The sequence below is a fragment of the Fibrobacter intestinalis genome (assembly GCF_900167415.1).
In the GTDB taxonomy this organism is placed as follows: domain Bacteria; phylum Fibrobacterota; class Fibrobacteria; order Fibrobacterales; family Fibrobacteraceae; genus Hallerella; species Hallerella intestinalis.
The window spans coordinates 44,727-64,896 of record NZ_FUWU01000003.1; the positions used below are offsets into that span (position 1 = coordinate 44,727).

15 protein-coding genes are annotated in these 20,170 nt (G+C 48.0%); 3 read left to right on the forward strand and 12 right to left on the reverse strand.

Annotated elements, in window-relative coordinates; genetic code table 11:
* Nucleotides 1–255 precede the first annotated feature (255 nt).
* The 9 genes from B5D40_RS01425 to gltX all read right to left on the reverse strand — a co-directional run bounded on the left by B5D40_RS01425 (nt 256) and on the right by gltX (nt 12,968).
* Nucleotides 256–1,764, reverse strand: a complete 1,509-nt coding sequence (locus B5D40_RS01425; RefSeq protein WP_078775465.1) for a T9SS type A sorting domain-containing protein — start codon at nt 1,762–1,764, stop codon at nt 256–258.
* A gap of 605 nt (nt 1,765–2,369) precedes the next feature.
* Entirely contained in the window at nt 2,370–3,785 is a 1,416-nt protein-coding gene (cysS, locus tag B5D40_RS01430) for a cysteine--tRNA ligase (RefSeq protein WP_078775466.1), read from the reverse strand.
* Nucleotides 3,786–3,853: 68 nt separating this feature from the next.
* Nucleotides 3,854–4,627 (reverse strand): R.Pab1 family restriction endonuclease, encoded by a 774-nt coding sequence (locus tag B5D40_RS01435; RefSeq protein WP_078775467.1) that lies wholly within the window; start codon nt 4,625–4,627, stop codon nt 3,854–3,856.
* A 4-nt stretch (nt 4,628–4,631) separates the two neighbouring features.
* On the reverse strand, nt 4,632–5,762 hold the full coding sequence (locus B5D40_RS01440; protein ID WP_078775469.1) for an N-6 DNA methylase family protein: 1,131 nt from the start codon (nt 5,760–5,762) through the stop codon (nt 4,632–4,634).
* Nucleotides 5,763–5,768: 6 nt separating this feature from the next.
* Nucleotides 5,769–8,210, reverse strand: a complete 2,442-nt coding sequence (locus B5D40_RS01445; protein WP_078775470.1) for a DUF3536 domain-containing protein — start codon at nt 8,208–8,210, stop codon at nt 5,769–5,771.
* Between the two features lie 15 nt (nt 8,211–8,225).
* Nucleotides 8,226–9,275 (reverse strand): tRNA preQ1(34) S-adenosylmethionine ribosyltransferase-isomerase QueA, encoded by a 1,050-nt coding sequence (gene queA, locus B5D40_RS01450; RefSeq protein WP_078775471.1) that lies wholly within the window; start codon nt 9,273–9,275, stop codon nt 8,226–8,228.
* Entirely contained in the window at nt 9,272–10,237 is a 966-nt protein-coding gene (locus B5D40_RS01455) for a helix-turn-helix transcriptional regulator (protein WP_073301568.1), read from the reverse strand. The genes queA and B5D40_RS01455 overlap by 4 nt, the downstream gene beginning before the upstream one ends.
* Before the next feature lie 9 nt (nt 10,238–10,246).
* Complete coding sequence (locus B5D40_RS01460) at nt 10,247–11,485, reverse strand: hypothetical protein (RefSeq protein WP_078775473.1); 1,239 nt, start codon at nt 11,483–11,485, stop codon at nt 10,247–10,249.
* A 13-nt stretch (nt 11,486–11,498) separates the two neighbouring features.
* Nucleotides 11,499–12,968, reverse strand: a complete 1,470-nt coding sequence (gltX, locus tag B5D40_RS01465; protein WP_073301908.1) for a glutamate--tRNA ligase — start codon at nt 12,966–12,968, stop codon at nt 11,499–11,501.
* A gap of 248 nt (nt 12,969–13,216) precedes the next feature.
* Between gltX and B5D40_RS01470 the strand changes: the two genes are divergently transcribed.
* Both B5D40_RS01470 and B5D40_RS01475 read left to right on the forward strand, forming a co-directional pair.
* The gene (locus tag B5D40_RS01470) at nt 13,217–13,777 is read left to right on the forward strand and encodes an NADH peroxidase (RefSeq protein ID WP_073301565.1); all 561 of its coding nucleotides are present in this window, start codon (nt 13,217–13,219) and stop codon (nt 13,775–13,777) included.
* 50 nt (nt 13,778–13,827) lie between these two features.
* Nucleotides 13,828–14,235, forward strand: coding sequence for a Fur family transcriptional regulator (locus tag B5D40_RS01475; RefSeq protein WP_073301563.1), 408 nt, complete (start codon nt 13,828–13,830; stop codon nt 14,233–14,235).
* Here the strand turns inward: B5D40_RS01475 and tsaA are convergent.
* Genes tsaA through B5D40_RS01490 form a run of 3 tightly spaced genes read right to left on the reverse strand, consistent with a single transcriptional unit; the run spans nt 14,190 to nt 18,005 of the window.
* Nucleotides 14,190–14,993, reverse strand: a complete 804-nt coding sequence (tsaA, locus tag B5D40_RS01480) for a tRNA (N6-threonylcarbamoyladenosine(37)-N6)-methyltransferase TrmO (protein ID WP_078775474.1) — start codon at nt 14,991–14,993, stop codon at nt 14,190–14,192. The genes B5D40_RS01475 and tsaA overlap by 46 nt on opposite strands.
* Nucleotide 14,994: 1 nt before the next feature.
* On the reverse strand, nt 14,995–17,109 hold the full coding sequence (locus tag B5D40_RS01485) for a glycosyl hydrolase (protein ID WP_078775475.1): 2,115 nt from the start codon (nt 17,107–17,109) through the stop codon (nt 14,995–14,997).
* A 38-nt stretch (nt 17,110–17,147) separates the two neighbouring features.
* Nucleotides 17,148–18,005 carry a hypothetical protein gene (locus B5D40_RS01490; protein ID WP_095879500.1) on the reverse strand — a complete coding sequence of 286 codons (858 nt, stop codon included), beginning with the start codon at nt 18,003–18,005 and terminating at the stop codon, nt 17,148–17,150.
* Between the two features lie 324 nt (nt 18,006–18,329).
* Here B5D40_RS01490 and B5D40_RS01495 point away from each other — a divergent pair, with 324 nt between their 5' ends.
* Nucleotides 18,330–20,132, forward strand: a complete 1,803-nt coding sequence (locus tag B5D40_RS01495; RefSeq protein WP_078775478.1) for a S41 family peptidase — start codon at nt 18,330–18,332, stop codon at nt 20,130–20,132.
* Nucleotides 20,133–20,170 lie beyond the last annotated feature (38 nt).

Genomic DNA, 20,170 nt, shown 5'->3' on the forward strand with positions numbered 1-20,170 from the left:
GCGAGGGCGCTTTCTTATTTTGACATTCAGGAATGGAAAAGCAAAAGACCCTTGCGTACTAACGGAATAAAACCTCAATGGCTCAGTTGCATTCCTATTGCCTTCGTTAGCCTACACCAGATTTGAACACTTCGGCATTTTCAGCCGGTGGATATAAACTTTGTCCGTTATTCCCCTGTAAATTTCCTGAGCACAAATAAATCCCCGAGTGTCGCGTACAACACTCGGGGACGTTTTTTATTGGAGTGTGTAAGTTTAGAACTGTTCAAAGAATTCGTGAACCACATCAGGAACCCAAGTGTTTTCCCAACCGGCACCCACGCTTGTGTTGCCTCCGTCATGAGCAGTCCACTGATGCCCACCATTCCAACTGCACCATTTTACGGGGAATCGCGGATCCACATTTTTAAAGTCGTAGCAAAGGTGTCCTGCGCTGCCTTGAAATTCTTCCGGTTTTTCGGAGCTAACATCGGTTCCGTCGGGGCCATTATTCTTAAGGATTCGCGGCAAGGCACTGGTCTTTGCACGGTCATAGTTGCAGATTTGGTCGTTTTTACCGTGAATTCCCATCCAAGCAATAGGTTTACCGGCGTTGTCGGGCAGCCAAATGTTGTAGTCTGCCACAGCGTAAACGGCGACGGCACGAAGACGGTGCTGGAAACTTTGCGCCAGCGAGTTCGTGAACATGGCACCAAAGCTGAAGCCTGTAGCAAATACGCGGCTGGTGTCAATGCAGTAATTATCTTCGATGGTTGTCAGCATTTGACCGAAAAATTCGTGGTCGGCTTGCCCCTTGGTCCACATACCGCTATCATCTCCTTGAGGAGCTGCAAAAATGTAGTTTCCCTCGGCATCCAGATTTTGCTGGCCGTAGTAAGGGGAGGGGTGATCGTAGTCGGGGCTGTGGTGAACGAAGTCTTCGGCCTTGCTTCCCATGCAGTGGTTTGCCACTAACAGTTTGTACGGCTTGGTTTTGTCGTAATTTTTTGGCAAAGTGATGAAGAACTGACGGTTAGTTCCTCCCACGTTAATTTGAAATTTCTCACCGTTTTCGACTTTTTGGATAGCCTGTAAGGAACTTTGCTTTCCACAGCCCTTGCTAGGTACGGGAGTGTTCTTGAGTCCCCAGCCAAAAGAATATTGGGGTTCTACAGAAGAGGATTTATTCAAGGTCAAATTTAAGGCAGTGTCTAAATTCGACAAGAAGACCTTCAAAGTGTCAAAACCTTCGGCAGAGATTTGCAGGGTTTCAGTTTCCCCTTGAGTTTTAAACAGAATTCGTTGTTTCTTGTAAAATACCGAACCGCTATGATTTTTACGGGAGGTGAAGCGGAATGATTCCTGCGCGCTGCCCATTTTGATATGAGCCAAATATACACCTTGAGTTTCAATAAAACTGTTGAGGTCGACTATGCCAGAACCCTGCAAAAGCGTTGTAAAAATCTGGTTGCCCATCAAATCAAAAATTTTAACTTGAGTAGGAATACTCCCATTTTGCGAAAAATGCAAAACTCCATTCTTCAAGCTAAAGGATCCTAAAGACTGCGAAGGAAGTATTCCCGCAGGATCATCTTCTTGAAAAATGAATTTTCCCATGCTATCGGTGGTGGTAGATTTCCCTTTACTCAACAAGACGACATCTGCCCCTTTAACGGCACCTCCGCCTGTGTCGCTGACAGTCCCTGTTAAAGTATAAGCGAACGACATACTGCAAAATGCAGTAAAGACAGCTGTTGTAAATAGTGCGCGATATCCTTCACCCATTTTTACTCCTTTTTTATATCCAAAACACGCAATAAAAAATATTGATAAAATGGCCGTTTTTCTACGGCCAAATTCAACGAGACTTGGATAAATAGTCCATAAGGTTTTGTTTACAAATAAAATACCGCTAATCGGTTTTTAACATCTGGCGACTTGATAACAGGCACAACTCTATTACCCTCCAACTCTTTCCCAAAGGAATTCCCGCAATATCAAGGATTTTTTTAGTATTAACAAGTAGGAAACACTTTTGTGCTTTTTGAATATGGACGAGAAAATAGGCATCGATGCAGTAGGGCTTATGACGAAACTGAAGAAATCCGTCCCTTACCCCTACAAGATCGCTGATTGCTTGACGTATGGGCGACTGAGTTTTTGCATTTCAAAGTGGGAAAACCGTACGCGAACAGGAAAGGATTTTGCGTGAGGTACGCGGAGGGTGGCGCAAAATTTAACGTGGAAAATTTTTGCGCCAGTGCGAAGCACCGACTGGAAGGTAGCCCGCAGCACACCGACCCGCCAAAGCGGGGCACGCCCATCAAAAATTCCGATTTAGCCGGCAAAAAAATCGGGGCGGCAAATGGCTTTCTCCAATAAATTTCGCGCTATTTTTTTGTCCAAGACGTTCCTTGCGGACCATCCTTGATTTCGACTCCCATTCCCTTCAGCAGGTCGCGAATGCGGTCACTTTCCGCCCAGTTTTTAGCTTTGCGAGCTTCGGTACGCTGGGCGACCAAGAAATTAATTTGTTCGGAATCATCCGATGAAGCCGAGTCGGCTTTTTTCTGATAGTCTTTCCGAGGCTCGTCCAATTTCAATCCGAGGACACGGTCGAAATCCGCAACCAGAGCCGCCTTTTCGCCTTCGGACAAATCCGTTTTCAGAACGCTGTTCAAAATGCCCAGCGCCCGCGGCATATTCAAGTCGTCGCCAATCGCTTCTTTAAATTTCTGCTGCCATTTTTTCGCTTCTTCGCTTTCAATAGCCGTCGCTTTACCCATCAGCGGATCCGTTTTTTTGTGCAGACTTTTCAACGCTTCCCGAGCACTGTCCAGCGATTCAAAGCTGAAGTTCAAATAATTGCGGTAATGGCTTGTCAAGGCGAACAAACGATAGTCCAGCGGGTTGTAACCTTTATCGACGAGGACGGAGACCGTTAAAAATTCGCCTGAGCTTTTGCTCATTTTTGCACCGTCCAAGCGCAAAAATTCCCCGTGCATCCAGAAGCGGCTAAAAGGCTTTCCCGTGGCGCACTCGCTTTGGGCAATTTCATTGGTGTGGTGCACGCGGACATGATCCGTTCCTCCGCAATGGATGTCGAGAGTCGGACCGTTGTATTTCATCGCCATCGCCGAGCATTCGATATGCCAGCCCGGAAATCCGACGCCCCAAGGGCTGTCCCATTCCATCAGGCGCTTTTTGTCTTTGGGGCTGAACTTCCACAGGGCGAAATCCGTCGCGTGGCGTTTTTCTCCCATGTCGATGCGGGAACCCTTTTTCAAATTTTCCACATCCAGTTTTGCAAAATCCGCATAACGCGGAAACTTGAGGCTGTCAAAATAAATGCCGTCGGAAGTTCTGTATGTGAATCCTTTTTCTTCTAGGTTTTTCACCAGTTCAATTTGTTCCTGAATGTGATCCGTCGCGCGCGTCCAACGGGTCGGCTCTTGAATATTCAAGGCGTGCCAATCCGCCATAAAAGCGTCAGTATAAAATTTCGCAATGTCCCAGACGGATTTTCCCTCGCGGGCGGCACCCTTCTCCATTTTGTCGTCGCCGGTATCGCCGTCGCTTGTCAAATGCCCGACATCGGTAATGTTTACGATGTGGTTCAATTTATAGCCGTAATACTCCAGCGTTCTACAGAGCGTGTCTTCGAAAATATAGGTGCGCAGATTGCCGATGTGCGCAAAATGGTAAACGGTCGGACCGCAGCAATACATCTTGACGGTATCTTCGTCGGGAAGAAGGCTGAACGGTTCTTTTTTTCGAGATGCGGTGTTGTAGAATTGAAGTGACATAGTGCGGTAAATGTAGAAAATCGAAGGGAAAGGGGAAAGAATGCGGTATCCAATCAGCGCCTATCTTATCAACACTCAACCTTCGGGAAAAGCATCTTTAAAATTGCTAAAACATCAAATTGATGCTTCTTGGAAAGCATTCCAAAAATCTTAAACAATTCCACGACAAGCCGAGATTCTTTTTCCCCAATTTCCCACAGCCCAAATTCTTTGCACTTCAATGTCCTTCCCACAACAGGCATTAGATCAGCCTTTAAAGAGACTATTGGAATGCAGACATAAAGCATCGGCTGAACACCAACAGCACGCTGTTTTTCCCGAATTACAATTTCAACAGCACATCCATCAGAAAACTCCCGCACAACAAGCGGATACGATACATTCATTTCAGAAAAATCCAAATCATTAATTCTTTTCGACAAAGGCTTTGTACGAGCTATTGAATAAACCGAATCAAATAAACTTTCTTCGCTAAATTCGCGAATTTCATCATATAAACATTTAATGGTTTTCTCGTCACACAAACCAAGTTTAACGGAATAAAACAAAAGCTCGCTCAACTCATAGGCATATTTACATTCGCCTTTGTTGTTGCAAAATGTTTGACATATAGAAGTTTTGTCCTCATTTTCTTTGGTTGCCAAAAGATCATAGCCAATTTGCCATTCTACATACATATTCTTTTGAATATTCGTCTTGCGAACAGCTATCGGATTCCCATATTCCAAAAATGAATTTCTCTGTTTTACGCGAATTTTCCCTGTTGGTTGGGTCAAAGGGATTTTCACTGATAGAGGGACTTCCAAATTTCCCGAGAAAATTACTTTTGCTTCTTGAGGCATTTGCTCACTTCCTTTTTAATATTCGATCAATATAATTCCTGACCCTTTCTTCTTCCCCACTACGAATTTCAATTTGTTCATTGAAAATATCCGGATGGAGGCTCTTGGAGACGCGTACGACATCGTCCGCGACGTTTCCGAACGTTTCCTTGTCGAAAGGCACATCGAAGTTTCCCATCCAATAGGGAACTTCGGCATAACGCTTAAAGCAATCGACGTAGCAGTAATAGGGAAATTTTTCGGGGTCCACGTCGACGGCGTTCGCGATGCGGTCCGCGATAAAAGTCCGGCAGCGCTTCAACGCGTTGATGTCCCGCAACGTGTAAAAAAGAATCTCCGGACAATAACGCTTTTTCCCGGGATATTTTTCCACGAAATCGGAAACGTAATCCCAGTCGGAAAGCGAAAACGCGTTTCCCTCGACCGTTCGAAACCGGATTTTCCAAACATCGTCGAACCGGATTCCGCGTCCAGGCGTTCTCTTGTAAAGCGCGACGACGACGGGAAATCCGCTCGTCTTGGACGTTCCCGCAAATTCGCGGCTATCGAACACGATATGCTCCAAGAGTGAATAATTTTCGAAAAAAGCGCCCACCGCCTTGAAGTTCGCCTTTTTGATCAGATAGGAAAGCGGATGCAGAATCGCCGCGTAATCCGCTTCCAACTTGTCGTATGATTTCAAAAAGGAAATTCCGAGGTCGCGGGATTTCAGGTCCGCGTCGACGGGAAGTTCGCTTCGTTTGACACCACGATTGATCTGCGACGTCACATCGTTATACGGCGGATTGCCGACGACGACAAGGGATTCCCCATTCCGAACGCCGAACTTTTTCCGGGACACGTCGAACAGCGCGTTTTCGCAAAACGTTTCGACCTCGGGAAAAAAACGTTGGACGGTCCGCAGCGCCACTTCGTCCGTATCGTTTCCCAAATAACGGTTTCCAGGTAGGGATTCCCGCAATTCGAAGAACGCGCCGTATCCGCAGGAGCTGTCGAGCACCGCGCGCCCGGAAGAAAGCCCGTATCGAACAAGCCATTCCCCGACAAGCGAAACGTATTTTTTCGGCGTGTAAAAACTGCCCAAGTTGATCCGTTCCGCACCATCGAGGTGGGACTGCGTGTGAATGTCCATCATTTCCCGTCAGTTCCTTTCCGACGTTCGCCTTTCAAAATTCAGCCAGTCGAACATCGGCAAAAGCGCACGGCTCTGCGGATTTTCCGAATCGGCGACATAGCGTTTATAACTTTCAAACGCCTGATTTTCGAGCGACGTCTTGTCGATATACAAATTTAGCCAGCCGGCCATCGAGATAAGTCCCGTGATATGCTTGATGACCAGCTCGTCGTTTTTCTCTGAAGCGGCGGCAATCAGTTCCGACAGTTTTTTGTGGAACATTCGCCCTGTTCCGCCGAACGAAAAATTCGTATTCAAGGATTTTGCTTCGTCCACCAGTTCGTGCACTTCATTCAAAAGCGTTTCATCGTGCGCTTTCAAATAGCGCAGCGCCATTTCGTGAATTTTGGCATTGATCTCCAACGATAAAGCTTTGCGCATGGTGTCCGTCAGCGTGTGATCCCGGTCCGCCAAAGAATCGATGGAAAGTCCGTTCTGAATGGCAAAGCCGTCAAACGCCTGCGTCACCTTTTCCAACCGGGAATTGGTCAGAAGCTGGTTAATGTGCCGCAAGGAATCGCTCATCAAATTTCGCATCCGGACAATATAAGCTGTCGGGAATTGCATCTGCAAATCCTTCACTGTCGCATTGAAATTCGGAATAAACGAAACCTCTTCGGGACGCACGCCACCAAACACAACCGCAGTGACCCGCCCCATGGTATCGTTCAAAGCCAGAATTGTCGCTTCGGTCGTTTCACCAATGTCGGCGTCGTCAAAAGAAGCGTGGACAATTGTTTCAAACTTTCGGGAGCATACAACAGAAGCTGTCAATCGAGAATCCAGCTGGGATTTTTCTTCAAATTTTTCCAGTCCCAGATGCAGCACGACAGCACGCTCTGCAAGTAGCTTGAACGCAACAGGCATATCGGGCATGGCATAGCGGACAAAAACCTCTGTTCCGCTCCAACGATGTTCATTGGAAGTCGCGCGACCCAAAATGCTCAAGAACTGATCCCGCAGCGGATGATTGATGGGCAAGAACGGGCGCAAAAGTTCCAAAGCCCTTTCCGCATAGCGCATATTCTGCACTGGTTCCAAGCCCTCAATATCATTGAAGAACCAGCCGCAACTGGTGAACGAGAACATGCTGAATTTTTCCACTTCCAGCAGACGAATCGCCGTCGTTCTCGCCTTTTTATCTTTAGGGTCTTTTAAAATTTTATTCAGGAATTTTTCCTTGCGCTCTTTTTCTTCGGGCTTGACCAGAGCGTCTATGTATAAATTCCGAGCGTCCCACGGCGACACCGCCGAAATTTTTTCCATTTCTCGAACAAAAACATCGTCGGCAAATTTTTTGAGGAAATTCATCGCGTCACGCAACGGCGTTCGCCATTTTTGGTTCCAATCCGCACCGCCGCCTGTCGAGCAGCCGCAATCCCGATACCAGCGACCGACTCCATGAGCGCAACTCCAAGCGCATCCTTCGGCATGGGAGTTTTTCAAGCGCACTTCGAACTTCGGCGGGAATTTTTCCAAAAACCATCCGAAATTCACCGGCACCATATTGTGCTCGGGCGCATAATGCTGAAAAAGCCACGCCGCGCACATATCGCCAAAGGGTTCATGATGGCCGTAAGATTCGCCGTCCGTTCCAATGCTCACCAGTTGCGGTTCATCCCGGTTCGGGTCAAAGCCGTCTTGAATTCGCTTGCCGAAAACATTCGCATCTCGCAAAAGATGTTCAAAGCCCACGGCGCTTGAAAGCCAGGGATTATAAAAGAAAACGTCCAAATAACCGTCGCAAATTTTTTTCCCTTCTGCATCCACAGGGTAAATGCGATAAGGGCGAGTCGTATCGATGTCCGTATTTTCGCAGCCTTTCCATTCCGCATTTTTGACGTCCAGCGGACGGAAGCATTCCGCCTGCGTTGGGGAAAGGATGGTAAAGCGGATTCCTTCACGAATCAAATCGACAACGACGTCCATATTGATGGCGGTTTCCGCAAGCCACATCGCTTCGGGCTTTCTGCCAAAATGCGTTTCAAAATCCCGAATGCCCCAGCGGATTTGCGTAATGCGATCTTCCGGAGAAGCCAGCGGCATGATGATGTGATTGTAAACCTGCGCAATCGCATTTCCATGTCCCAAGCGTTTCAGCGTTTTGGCATCGGCTTCCTGAATGCGGCGGTAAGTGTCCGGCAAATGCGTCCGAATCCAGCCCATCAGAGTCGGGCCCATATTGAAACTCATGTATTCGTAGTTGTTCACAATGTCCTGAATGCGACCGGAACCCGAAAGGATTCGGCTTGCAGCATTCGGGCTGTAACACTGAGCAGCAATGCGATCGTTCCAATCGTGGAAAGGAGCCGCACTCGGCTGGTTTTCAATTTCCCCCGTCCACGGATTTTCGCGAGGAGGCTGATAAAAGTGTCCGTGAATTGCAAAGTAAAGAGGTTGCGTTGCCATTTTTTACCGTATGAATTAGAGGATTAACATTCCGTCGCCATAGCTGAACAAATGCAGCCGATGTTCCACAGCATATTTGTATGCAGCAAGCGTGTTCTCGCGTCCATAGAACGCGGCGACTAAAAGGATTAAAGAACTTTTGGGCCAATGAAAATTGGTGAGGAGACCGTCAGCGATTTTGTAACGATAGCCGGGATAGAAAAAAGCATGGGTCACGCCCGTCTGCGCCGAAAGCGTGCCGTCTTCTTGCGCAATGGTTTCGATAACCCGAGTGCTGGTCGTTCCGATGGGAACAATTCGGCCTCCGTTTTGACGTGCGCCGTTGATGATGTCCGCGTTTTCCTGCGTGAGTTCGTAATGTTCGCCGTGCATTTTATGCTCGCGGAAATTTTCAGTTGCGATATTCTGGAACGTGCCAGGTCCCACATGAAGGGTTACTTCGGCGATTTTGACGCCTTTCGCTTTCAAGTCTTCCAGCATCTGGCTGTTAAAATGCAGACTCGCCGTCGGTGCCGCAACCGCGCCGTTGTATTTTGCAAAAATCGTCTGATACGCTTTTTTATCTTCTTCGTCGTCGGGGCGAGCGATGTATGGCGGCAAAGGAACGTGCCCCTGCTCATTCATCACCTTTTCGAGTTCCACAGGGGTCGCTTCAAAGCGAAGAACACGAGCACCATCAGGATTAATTTGTTCTACATGCGTTTTAATGCCCGCGATTTCCAGTTCCCGTCCCACCGGAAACGCTTTGCCTGGACGCACCCAGGCTTCCCATCGAGCATTTCCCGCTTCATCGGGAAAAAGGGTTTGCACCAGCAGAATTTCAACTTGCCCACCATGCAGAGTCCGTCCGAAAAGACGCGCAGGAATCACTTTTGTATTATTGACCACAATGCAATCGCCCGGACGGAAAAATTCGACAATCCGAGGCGCGGGAACAATTTCCAACGGACCTTTTCCATCTTTGGGACAATGCAAAATTTGCGTTTTTCCTTTTCCCGGCGAACGACTGGCAATCAATTCCTTGGGAAAATCAAAAGCGTAATCGGATAAACGATCAGAGATCATAAAGCCTTGCTCGATTCCTTTAATTGTTTCCGAAGATTTTCTTTTAAGCTGGACGGTTCCAAAATTTTCACCTGCGGCAAGATGCTCAACAGCCAGCCTTCAAAATCCGGCGTGTCGCAAATGTGCATTTCTACGGTGAACGGCTGCTGCTTACGGATTTTAACCGCCGGATTGAAGTGCGCCTCGCGGAATTGCGTTTGCAACCAAAAGGCTTTCACTTCCATAAGCACTTTGATTTTAGGGTAAGACGAACCGGTGAATTTGCCAAAGCAATGACTGTACAATTTTTTATAGTCGAACGGAATTTCGGGGAAGAAAGCTCCCGTTCTGCGGAAATTCCGGATTCGGCTCAAAGCAAACAAACGGATTTCTGAATGGAGATCGGCGACCAGATAAAGAGTGTCGATGCGCAACACCAATTTCAACGGACACACTTCGTATTGTTCCTCTTTACCGTTTTCCCTTACCGGCACATATGTCAGCAAAATTTTCGCCCGCTCCTTGATTGCCGCCAAAAATTTTTCAATTTCCGTTTCCCTAAATTCCAAATGTTCGCTGTATTCCGAAAAAGGTCCCAAATCGACAATAAAATCCGAGTCCACATTGATGACTTGATTCAGCGCATTTTCAGCGGAATCATCCCCGCAAAGAAAATCAATGGCCTTTTTGACACTTTTGCTGTGAGCGGAGATTCCAATTTCATTCAGCACTTTCTGCACCGATTTGAGTCCACGAATAATCGCTTCGGGACGCCGACTCGCCACAGGCTGAATGGAAAACTTTTTTGAAGACTTGTCTTGCCGAAGCCCGCAATTTTCCGCCTTGAGAGTTTCCAGATAACGATAAATCGTTCTCGCGTCGCATCCCATATAATCCGCAAGTTCTGCAATCGAAGCGGGCTTATTCGGCAAGCTCAATCGCAGTTTCACCTGGTTCAATTTTTCATAAGTCGATTTAGGCATGATTTCTCCTCAGTCGCTCACCCGCAAACGGGTAACGATTTTGATTTTGTTTGTAATCCTGTTTGCAAAAAATTCCAGCGTTTTTTTTTGCAGGTGATTTTTTACACGGCCTTCTACCAGAAGCCCTTCCGAAAGCGGAATGACCCGCAGGCAGAATTTGATGAATTGCGTTTTCAACAATTTTTCTAAAGCGTTCGCTTTGCGCCAAAGCGCAGCCGGCGATTCTTCCACTTTTTCCAGTTCCAATTTTAACCGGCGAATGCCAGCAATGTTCTGCAATTCCTTTGTGACCCCATCCAAATCCGAACCGGCAAAGTAGTAAGCATTTAGCGTCAATTCACCATTTTCCGCATGGAGATCGTAGTAAAACAGCGGCGATTTTTCTTTTTCCAAGATGCGAAACGCGTCGCGGCAAATATCGGCATCGGAAATCGGAGTTCCTGCATATTTCACCGAAAGCATATCGACTACGCCGCGAAAATCTGAAAAGGACTTTACAAATGCAAGAGCGTTTTCCTTTGTTGGCAAATCGGCGACCGATCCGTAAACGTAGGCAATGTTACGCACCACGTTCAACCGAAATTCCGAAGACAGGCCGGGAAAATTTCGAGACATCTCTGCAGTCAATCGTTTCAACAAAACATCATCCGGAAGAGCCTGTTTTTTTTCGGGAAGAGTGATAAAAAGTACTTTTCCACCTTCCAAACGCACGACAACTTTTTCAGACGACTTGTCCAAAATCCGTCCGACAACAAATCCCGTCGCTTTTCGCAAAACGTGATAGACCGGATCGCCGAGCAAAACCGAACCGATTTGCGCCGGCAAAAGTTTAAATCCCTGTGGTGCTTGTTCGTTATATCGAGACAGCAGCGGCCTAGAAAATTTTTCCTGTACGCCGACCGATTTTAGCATCACCGTTTCTTCTTGCTTGGTGACGAACAGTCCGGAAATCTGATTCGGACGAGGCCTTCCGTCGATATACACCCAATCTCCGGGAAGCAGACGATTCTGGGAAAGGAGCTTGGCATATTCGTCTTTGGATTCATTGCCGCCCAAATACATTTCACCCGCAAACGCCACGAAAAAAGTTCCACAGGCATTGCACCGACAAACAAACGGAACATCCTTGGAAATTCCAAAGCGCTTGGAAAACGCTTCTCTGGCTAAAATCGCATGAGCGGTAATCGCCCCGCACTTCGCACAGAAAAGCGGCATTTCCCACAACTGATGAATCCAGTATCGGAGCATTCCGCCTCGAAAATCATTCCTGCATCAAAGGTTCCGCGTTGGCAATGCGGCGAATCGTTTCATCCTTGCCGACGACTTCAAAAAGTTCCCACAAACCGGGACCCGCAGTAACTCCAGAAACAGCCAAACGGACAGCACCGACAAGTTCTCCCAATTTGCAACCGCGCTTTTCGGTAAGCTTCACAAAACCCTTTTCGATTTCGGGAGTTGTAAACGGTTCTACGGACATGAGCATTTCGCGGACAGAGCGAGCGATTTCACGACTGCCTGCCGCCCAATGTTTCCGCCGTCCCTTTTCGTCATATTCCGTCGGAGCCTTAAAGAAGTACACCGCCATATCGGCCAGATCCTTTAAGAAATGCGCTCGGGGCTTCAACATCTCCACAATCGCATTGAGGCGTTCAGCAGATTCGCCCGCAACCGAAATTCCCTTTGCCTCCAGGCCCGCAACCATTTCTTTCAAAAGGACTTCATTCGGCGTCGTGTGAATGTGCTGCATATTCATCCACTGCAATTTCTTTTCGTCAAATTTAACCGCCGTCGGGTGGATGTTTTCGAGTTTGAACGCTTGAATCATCTCGTCCAAGGTCATCACTTCCCGATCGTCCCCCGGATTCCAGCCGAGAAGCGCCAAATAGTTCACCATCGTTTCCGGCAAATAGCCCAGTTCGCGGAATTCGCCGACCGAAACAGCCCCGTTGCGTTTGGAAAGCTTCCCGCCATTTTTGGAATCCAAAATCACGGGCAGATGGCACCAAACCGGAGGTTCCCAGCCAAAAGCCTTGTAAAGCAGAACATGTTTGGGCGTTGAACTAATCCATTCATCGCCGCGCAAAACATGAGTCGTCCCCATCAGATGGTCATCCACGACGCTCGCAAAATGATAAGTCGGAAAACCGTCCCGCTTGATAAGAACCAGATCGTCGAGCACTTCGTTTTTATACTCAATGCGCCCGCGGATTAAATCTTCAAATTCGGTAGAACCCGATTCCGGAATTTTAAAACGGATGACCGCCTTTTCCCCAGCGGCGATTCTCGCTTCCGCTTCTTCCCTTGGGATATTTCGGCAGTGCCTATCATAGCCCGTTTCCGGAGCTCCGGCCTTCTTTTGCGCCGCACGAATTTCGTTTAAACGTTCTTCCGAACAAAAACAATAATAGGCCATCCCGGAATCCAGCAGTTTCTGAATTTCCCGATGATAAATTTCCAAACGTTCGCTCTGGAAATAGGGACCACACGCCCCTTCACAACCCGGACCTTCGTCCCAGTTCAAACCGAGCCATTTCAAATCCCGCAACAAATCCTTGAGCGCCGCTTCATTGTAACGCTTTCTGTCGGTATCTTCGATGCGCAAATAAAAAGTGCCACCCGTCGCTTTGGCAAAAAAGTAATTGTATATTGCCGTACGGGCTCCGCCGACGTGAAGAAAGCCTGTCGGGCTTGGAGCAAAACGAACTCGAACCTGATGCGTTTTTTCGGACATATAAACCTCAAAATGATAAAACGTTCCACAAAAGATGTTTTGACAAAGTTTAACAAAATCCAGGTTTTGAAAGGAAAATGCGGGAGAAAAAGTGCGCAAAATTCCCATTAAAGCCAGAAAAATCACCTTTTTTCCAAAAAGACAAAAAAATCGAAAAAAAACACTTGACTTTTTATTTGCAATTATTATAAATTTAGAATAGTTACAAACAACGGGCTTGCCATAAAGCCCACAACAAGGAGACACCTATGAAAGTTTGGGTCTGTACTGTTTGCGGTTACGTTTCTTTTGGAGAAGAACCTCCTGAAGTTTGCCCGCAGTGCAAAGCGCCAAAATCCAAGTTCAAACTGAAAGAAGAACAGAAAGAAGGCGGAAAAATCGTTTGGGCTGACGAACACAAAATCGGCGTGGCCAAAGGTCTTGACGAAGAAATCGTCCAAGGGCTTCGAGAAAATTTCACCGGAGAATGTACGGAAGTCGGCATGTATCTGGCGATGAGCCGCCAAGCCGACCGTGAAGGATATCCTGAAGTCGCCGAAGCCTACAAGCGCATTGCTTTTGAAGAAGCGGAACATGCTGCCAAGTTTGCAGAACTCCTCGGCGAAGTGGTCGAAGCGGATACCAAGAAAAACCTGGAAGTCCGCGTCGCCGCAGAAGCCGGCGCTACCGAAGGCAAACTCAAAATTGCCAAGCGCGCCAAGGAACTCGGTTACGATGCCATCCACGACACGGTTCACGAAATGTGCAAGGACGAAGCCCGTCACGGCGGTGCATTCCAAGGCCTTCTGAATCGTTACTTCAACAAGTAGTCATCTTTACAAGAGGAAGGGGGCAGGCCACTGCTCCCTTTTTATTTTCTATGAATCTGTCGGAATCTTTGAAAAGCAAGAACATACGCCCGTCCATTCAACGGATGCGCATTTTAGATTATTTGCATTCGCAAAAAAATCATCCGACAGTCGATACGATTTACGAAGCTCTGCATCCCGAAATTCCAACTCTTTCCCGCACGACGGTTTACAATACGTTGCAGACTTTTCAAAAATGCCATCTGGTTTCCGCTTTGGACTTTGGCGACGGCAGCATCCACTATGATGCGGACACTTTTCCGCACATCCACTTTAAATGCCAGGAATGCAACGCCATCCACGATGTATTTGTCGTTCCCGAAGACATTCAAAAGCATCTGGAAAAAGGAACCATTCTGACTTCTTCTCAATTTTACGCTTTCGGCATTTGTGCAAAATGCGCTAAAAAATCCCGGTGAATAGGCTTGTCGCCATAAATATCCTCTCCGGCTTTTAAATCCTCCGCCGAGTAGCCGCTGTAAATTTGTAACAATTCAATTTGTCGACGGGATTCGTCAAAGGAAAAAGCAATCCGGAAAGTCCGAAACGCCAATTCCGCTCGAGACCGAATAGAATCCACCCGAATCCGACGACGCGAAGCATCCAACGGAGAGTGGCACAGCTGGCATTCCGCAAAACTTTGCAAATCCCAACCGCAGGCTGCGGTAATCCAATCGCTCTGCGCTTTAAATTCCGGCGAAGACAAAACCGTCCACTCGGGCGAATTTTGCAAATCGACCCAACCCGGTTTGGCTTCGGGGAAAGCATCCGCCTTGGGAATATACGGTTTTATATCCAAAACGGGAGTGCCATTCAACAAGTCCGCTTCATCCACATTCAACGTCAGATTTTCCACGGACAAAAGTCGAACGCAAGAAATGCCGATGGGATTCGGGCGATACGGGCTTCTGGAAGCAAAGACGCCGACACGTTCATGATCTATTGGAGGAACAGGCGGGCGCACTGTCGGACGCCAGCCCGCATTCCGATGAAAAAGGAACAGAACCCAAATCCGTTCAAAGCCCTCGATATCCCGAAGAGCTTCTTCGAAGCCCCGGTGAGGCAAAAGCTCTATTTTCCCAGGATGCCCGCGAAAAAAAACGCCTTGCCGAGGAACTTCGTATTTGAACGACGCCTTGCTCGTGAAATAGCCGATTTCCTCAACGGTAAAAGGCATTTTACTTTTTGACAGCGGTCATGGTCCTGCTTCCGGAACGAATCGTGTAAACGCCCGCTTTTAAATTTTGCAAATGCAGAACATGACCCGATATGTCCGACGAAGAAAGTTCGCCTTTCCAAACCAGACGCCCCTGCATGTCATAAATTTTTGAAACGCCGCCAAACTTTTGTGAAGCAACCTGCACACGCTGCGGAATGGAAGCGTCACTGCAACCCGTCGCAAAAATTTTAGAAATGTAAAATCCCGAAGCATTGCTGTTGAATTTCAAACGGGTCGAAGCATTACCGGCTTCCTTTTCCAAAGAAATCGACGTGGAAACCCAAGAGGCACTGCCCGCCTGAACTCCGTATTTGTAATCCACCCATTCCGCGCCCACGCCACCGATATTGACATAGGCCGTCGTATCGTCTGCGCTGTGCATGACAACCACCAAATCCGAACACTTGGCAAAATTATCCACCTGTTCCGCAGAAAACGCAAAATAGGCGTGCTTGTATCCGCAATCACCCTGATCACACCCCGCCTGTTTCACAAAAACATAACTTGAAACGCCATCGACCGTCGATGTTCCATAAACCGGAGTTGAAAGCGACGAGTCGGCGGACCAGCCTTCCGCCGTCGAAGTTTTGCTGTAATCCACAATCATCAGCGTGTCCGACGAAGACGGCTCCACATAACTCGGGTCGCTCGTTTCATCGACACAAGTCTGCACACTTGGCGCGCTCGCCGTCTGGGTGTAAACGAGAGAAGTAATGGAACGAGCCGGCAACGCATAACAGCCCGCTATCGTGATATTTTTGCTTTTCGCTCCATTTTCCTTGGATTGCACCGCAAGAGCGACATTCATTCCCGAAACAGTCGGCGCATCTATGCGAATTTCGGTATTTCCTGTATTGACAAGCACCAGCGTCACCGAGTCGGCGTTTTCACTCTTAAAAGCGACGGTTTTCAAATCGCTTGCCGCCGATTCCGTCGAAACGACACTCCAACCCGGATTCACAAATTTGGAGTAATGGCGCATCGCATGATATTCCGGAGAGATGACGATTTCGTCTTTTTCGCAACTTCCCCAGCCCGCAGTGCAAACGCCTATCAGCTGACCTTTGCCTTCGCCCCACAGCAATTCCCATGCGATATAGCCGCCGAGTTTTCCATCCGTAAATCCCACCTGCATAATGTGCGCGAGCCCGACCATGTAACTTTCCACACCGTTTTCCGCCATAGAGCAGAATTCCGTCATGATAATCGGTTTCGCATCCGAGCCGTAATTCTGGGCAATCGCCTTCATCGGGCTGCGGAAATTTTCGGGATTTTTGTAATTCGCAAGAGAGTTGTCGTTGCCGTTTCCCGCATGGTACAGATGGTAAGCGTAACCGTCCAATTTAGAATCGTCCAGTTCCTTCATGTAGTTCTGAAAATTGCTGTAACCGATGCCGAGCGGCTCCGGTCCAAGAATTTTAGGGGCCCCCGAAACCGTGTTCATCGTATCGCGAACAGCGGCCAGAGCCTGCGCATAGCCCGCCATCGTAGAGGTTTCTGTCGGGCGAAAAAGCGTTTCTTCATACTTGGCAAACATATCGGGTTCGTTCTGGATGCTGATGTAATCCGGAGCGATTCCCGCCGACTTATACGCCAAAAAGGAGCGTTTCCACCAGCTCGCAAACTCGCTATAGACGTAATTCCCATAAGGATCTGAAGAAGACGACTTAAGAGTCCCCAAAGTAGAGTCCCCCACATTACCCATTACACTCCCGCTCGGCTTCAAACTCGCCGGAGCCGACCAGCTGGACATTTCGATTTTCAGATGAGAACCCAAACGCTGCTTTGCCGCCTGAACGATTTTCACGTCGTCAGCGATGCCTGTCGTATCTTCCTGTTTCCAGTTTCCGATGCGCAAAAGGGAAAGGTTCAATCCCGTAAATGCCGTATCGTAAAGAGCCTGTTGGTTTGCTTCCGAAAGGTGCGTGATCCAGCTCTGGTAATACACAACTCCGCCGCCAAAGCCCACAATTTTCTGAGCCGTTTGTTCGGGATTCACCGTCACCGTTGCCGCAAATGCAAAGGATGCGGCACATGCCACACTCGCTAAAATTTTCCATTCTCGTTCAAGCACAAAAAACTCCTTTTTTAATGGCTTTTAGAAAAATAAATTCATTCTTGGCAAAGGGATGCCGCCTTATCTATATATTGCTGAAGAAAAGTCGAATCGGACAACGCTAAACGAAGCCATTCCGCCAAAGTGAACTTTTGATCCAATTCTCGGACAAGGCAAGAACAATCCTTCTTCGAGGCCGCCAGCAAGCAAGAATCCATCAGATATTTTTTCAGCTCCGGCGTAAATTTTTCCGGCATACAAGAAAGGAACATCTCCATCAGCAGGGAATCTTTTTGCGCATCCTCCCGGCGAAGAATTTCCAACAATTTGCGCCAATTATCGCCCGCAATCAATTTCTGATAGCCGCAATCACAGATTTTTTCGGACTGTTTCCGCCCCAAATAGGGCAACAGTTCCACGGCACATTCCGCGACAACCACATTCTTGTATTCCGGCGATTCCAAAAGGAGCGCAGCAAAACCCTGCACCAAATCCGCATCGACGCCCAAAGCTTCTAGAGCCGCCGCCTCTTCCGGAGACAAAGCGATTTCTGGAACCTGAGCATCCTCGCTAACAGCCAGCGAACCGAGCGACGCCCCCGACTTCATCGCCGCATCGCATTCCGCCGACGCCTGTTTTACAAATTTAGAAAATCCCAAATCCTCTTTGCCGCGACGCATCTTGAGTTCAATCGCGTCAATCTGCGCTTGGGAATACTTGCGTTCCACCTTGGAAAAAACGCATTCGCAAAATTTTTCGGACGAGCCACCAGCCACGCAGCTTTCCACAAAATTGGACTCGACATTTTCCGAAAGAGCCGCCAGCGCCAACGAAACCGCAAAGAAAAGAGAAAGGAACATTCGGCAAATCATGCAGCTATTATAGAAAAGAATCGTTTCCTTTTCGCAAGCCATCTCGCTATTTCCGGGCGTTTCCCGCCTGCGGCGGGCCGCTCCCTAGCGTTATCGCCTTCGGCGTCCGTTCAGCCAAATTTCCAGAAATTTGTCCGAACCCATCCGGGCGTCGGTCGATTAGTTATTAGTTATTAGTTATTAGTTATTAGTTCCAACTCCTAACTTCCAACTAACTTATTTCAGAAAAGTTCCGCCGCACACCTTGCCGCCATTTTTTAGAGTTCTTTCATTCCCAGGACTTTCCGATTTGTATATGCTTTCTATCGGCGGGTTCTTTTCCCGATTTCTTTTTTCAATAATCCTTAAATTTTATATGTTTATCGCATGAAATTCAAAACGTCATTTTCGTGCATCGTTTTTAAAACGATTTTCCTGATTACTTTTGCGGCGAGCGTCGCTTCGTCCGCAACTTCCAAATCCGAAAAGAAAGCCCCTGGCGATTTTTACGAGGAACTTTCCCGGCTGAACAAAGTTCTTTCGGAAATCAATTTGAAATATGTAGAAAGTGTGGATCCGGCGGAACTTTCCGAATCGGCGATTCAAGGAATGCGAAACATTTTGGATCCGCATACGGCGGTTTTCGCCCCTAAGGATTACGAGGATTTGAAGGTTTCGACGGAAGGGGAATTCGGCGGCGTCGGCATTACGATTAGCCTTCGCGACAACATCCTCACGGTGATTTCTCCGTTGGCGGGAACGCCCGCTTTCAAATTGGGCATTCGAGCTGGCGACCGCATTATGAAGATCGGCGGCAAAGACACGAAGGGATGGACTTTGGACGAAGCGGTTGGCGAACTCCGCGGAAAAGTCGGAACCGATGTGACGATAAGCATTGCACGAGCTGGCGTGACGGATTTGATGGATTTTACCATTACCCGCGCGAAGATCGTCGTCCACGCCGTTCCTTACAGCGGAATGCTGACCAAGGATATCGGCTACATCAAATTGGCTTCGTTCTCCTTGAAAACCCGGGAAGAAGTCGTCGATGCCATTCAGCGTTTGCAGAAGCAAGGAATGAAAAAACTCGTTTTGGATTTGCGCTACAATCCGGGCGGACTTTTAAATCAGGCGGTGGAAATCGGCGAACTCTTTTTGAAAAAAGGGGATTTGATTGTCAGCACGCGTGGCCGGACACAACAGACAGAAAGTCGCGCCCATAAAAATGGAATCGTGTCTCCGGATGTGCCGCTAGTCGTTCTGGTAAACCAAGGTTCGGCAAGTGCCGCAGAAATTGTATCCGGCGCTATCCAGGATTGGGACCGCGGTCTGATCATAGGCAGGACGTCTTTTGGCAAAGGCTCCGTGCAGACGATTTTCCCGCTGGACAATCAGGGTTACGCATTGAAGCTGACGACAGCCTTCTATTATTTGCCATTTGGCCGCTGCATCAACAAGCCGGAAAACGGCATTAAAGGATTGAAAATCCGCGAAGAGGAAGCTCTGGCCGAAGAAGAAGGACTGGATGAACCGGCGGACTCCGTAAAAGCGGCAAGCGATACTGTCGCACAAGACACATTCTTTACCAATGCCGGGCGCAAAATGTATGGCGGCGGCGGGATTACGCCCGACGTGGACGTGGAACTGGACCCGATTCCTTGGGTTGTTCAAGTGCAAGAACGGATGACGATGTATTTCAAATTCGCCGTCAAAATCCGCCCCGGTTTGGAAAAGCAAGGCGTAAAAATCGACGGCGACTGGCAGGTTCCCGATTCCCTGTTTACGCAGTTCAAAGAATTCTGCCTAAAGGATACCAATTTCACCAAAATCAAAAGCAATTCCATTGCGACTCTTGAAATTCTGGAAAAGGATTTGATTCGCGAACAGAACTTTATGGGCGATTCTTCCAAAACCCTTTCCGACACACTTCTTAGCGCACAAGTTAACTCTCTTCGCAAGGCGTTGGAAAACGATCGAAACAAACAGTTTGAAGAGAACCGCGAATATATTATGGACGGCATTAAGCGGGAACTTCTGACGGCCATTGTGGGAGATTCCGCCAGCACGGCGTTTGTACTGAAAAAAGACGCCCAAGTCAAGGAAGCGATTAAATATCTGTCGGATATGGATTTATACAAAAAGACGATTAGCGCTCCGACAAAATCTCCAGCGAAGGGCAAAAAGAAATAGCGCAATGTTTGCTGTAATGGACATAGCGGCAGAGAGCC

Coding starts and splice junctions, on each gene's coding strand:
- B5D40_RS01495 (WP_078775478.1), top strand. CDS start 18,330: ATGAAATTCAAAACGTCATTTTCGTGCATCGTTTTTAAAACGATTTTC.
- cysS (WP_078775466.1), bottom strand. CDS start 3,785: ATGTCACTTCAATTCTACAACACCGCATCTCGAAAAAAAGAACCGTTC.
- gltX (WP_073301908.1), bottom strand. CDS start 12,968: ATGTCCGAAAAAACGCATCAGGTTCGAGTTCGTTTTGCTCCAAGCCCG.
- B5D40_RS01460 (WP_078775473.1), bottom strand. CDS start 11,485: ATGCTCCGATACTGGATTCATCAGTTGTGGGAAATGCCGCTTTTCTGT.
- tsaA (WP_078775474.1), bottom strand. CDS start 14,993: ATGCCTTTTACCGTTGAGGAAATCGGCTATTTCACGAGCAAGGCGTCG.
- B5D40_RS01475 (WP_073301563.1), top strand. CDS start 13,828: ATGAATCTGTCGGAATCTTTGAAAAGCAAGAACATACGCCCGTCCATT.
- B5D40_RS01455 (WP_073301568.1), bottom strand. CDS start 10,237: ATGCCTAAATCGACTTATGAAAAATTGAACCAGGTGAAACTGCGATTG.
- B5D40_RS01440 (WP_078775469.1), bottom strand. CDS start 5,762: ATGATGGACATTCACACGCAGTCCCACCTCGATGGTGCGGAACGGATC.
- queA (WP_078775471.1), bottom strand. CDS start 9,275: ATGATCTCTGATCGTTTATCCGATTACGCTTTTGATTTTCCCAAGGAA.
- B5D40_RS01470 (WP_073301565.1), top strand. CDS start 13,217: ATGAAAGTTTGGGTCTGTACTGTTTGCGGTTACGTTTCTTTTGGAGAA.
- B5D40_RS01435 (WP_078775467.1), bottom strand. CDS start 4,627: ATGCCTCAAGAAGCAAAAGTAATTTTCTCGGGAAATTTGGAAGTCCCT.
- B5D40_RS01490 (WP_095879500.1), bottom strand. CDS start 18,005: ATGGCTTGCGAAAAGGAAACGATTCTTTTCTATAATAGCTGCATGATT.
- B5D40_RS01445 (WP_078775470.1), bottom strand. CDS start 8,210: ATGGCAACGCAACCTCTTTACTTTGCAATTCACGGACACTTTTATCAG.
- B5D40_RS01425 (WP_078775465.1), bottom strand. CDS start 1,764: ATGGGTGAAGGATATCGCGCACTATTTACAACAGCTGTCTTTACTGCA.